Here is a 1163-nt window from a genome sequence, read left to right as displayed (position 1 = left end):
AAATTTATATATTTTCGCTCTTTCCTTGTGTGGGGCGGTTTGAAAAAGGTGTATGCATTAAAGTATTCATTTTTTTTTTAAAAGAACGGCCCGCCGTTGTCGGGCAGGCCTGCTTGCCGGATACTGCTATCCAAACAAGGCTGAGGAGGGGTGACGAAAATATAGACTATCCAGACCGCAATGTCAAGGGAACGCCTTCTCGATGGCGTCCTCGGCATCGGTGTCCAGGATATGACCGTAGATGTCCAGCGTGAGCTGGATGTTCTCGTGACGCATGAGTTTCTGCACAACCTTAATGTTCACTCCCGCACGAATCAGGTTCGACCCGAAGCTGTGACGGAAGCGGTGCGCATGCGCCCTGCCAGGAAAGCCCTCCGGAATTGCCTTGGCCGCGATGCGAGTGAGTGTGTACTCGGTGCAACGAAGGCTGTCCCAGTCGACGCCGCTCTCGTTGAACCGGTCTATTTCCCTCTGTAATCTTGGACATACGGGAACCCGCGCCGGCTTGTCACCCTTGCCCCTCACGAAAATATAGCCATCGTGGATGTTGCCAGGACGCATTGCGCAGGCCTCGCTCTTGCGAAGCCCTGCGAAAGCCATAAAAGCCCATGCAAGCCTCGTCTCCGGATTTGGAGCTGCCGCAACAATGCGGTCCACCTGCTCCTTCGTCCAGAAGTGTCGCTCGGCCTTTGTCCGTTTGCGCTTCGGAATAGCTTTCCCGATGGGGTTCGCGGGCAGCAGTTCGAGAATGTCGACGACATAGTTGAAGAAAGACGAAATGAGCGTCTTGTGGTTGTTGTATGTCGTCGGGTTGTTGGCATCGTTCGCGGCGAGGAACGCGTCGGCAAGTTCGCTGTTCCGTATTTCGGCGACAGGCCGGTCATATAGCGGATTGAGCGCCTTCATGGCGCGGAGAAACACGTCGATGCTGTCGCTCTTTATGCCCTTCGCCCTCTGGTGTTTCTCGTACCGTAGCACGGCATCGCCTAGCGTCATGGACTGGCGCGAAACCCTGCTATCGAAGACCCCCTCGCGGATTCGCTCCTGCAGTAGCCTCTTCGCCTCCGGGCGACTCGTGGTACCCAGACTGAAGAAATGCACCGACCCCCTCGCCAACGGGTCAGGAACTCGGGCGTACCAGGTGAGGATACCCTTTGACTTGT

The 1163-nt window shown here is 55.9% G+C and carries 1 protein-coding gene; it reads right to left on the bottom strand.

Features of this window, described 5'->3' with window-relative positions:
• Positions 1–183: 183 nt before the first annotated feature.
• Positions 184–1163, bottom strand: a 980-nt coding sequence (locus BUB22_RS15960; RefSeq protein WP_073116671.1) for a tyrosine-type recombinase/integrase, incomplete at its 5' end; no start/stop codon positions are given.

The organism is Fibrobacter sp. UWCM, assembly GCF_900129735.1.
In the GTDB taxonomy this organism is placed as follows: domain Bacteria; phylum Fibrobacterota; class Fibrobacteria; order Fibrobacterales; family Fibrobacteraceae; genus Fibrobacter.
This window is presented reverse-complemented; position numbering and strand designations above follow the sequence as displayed.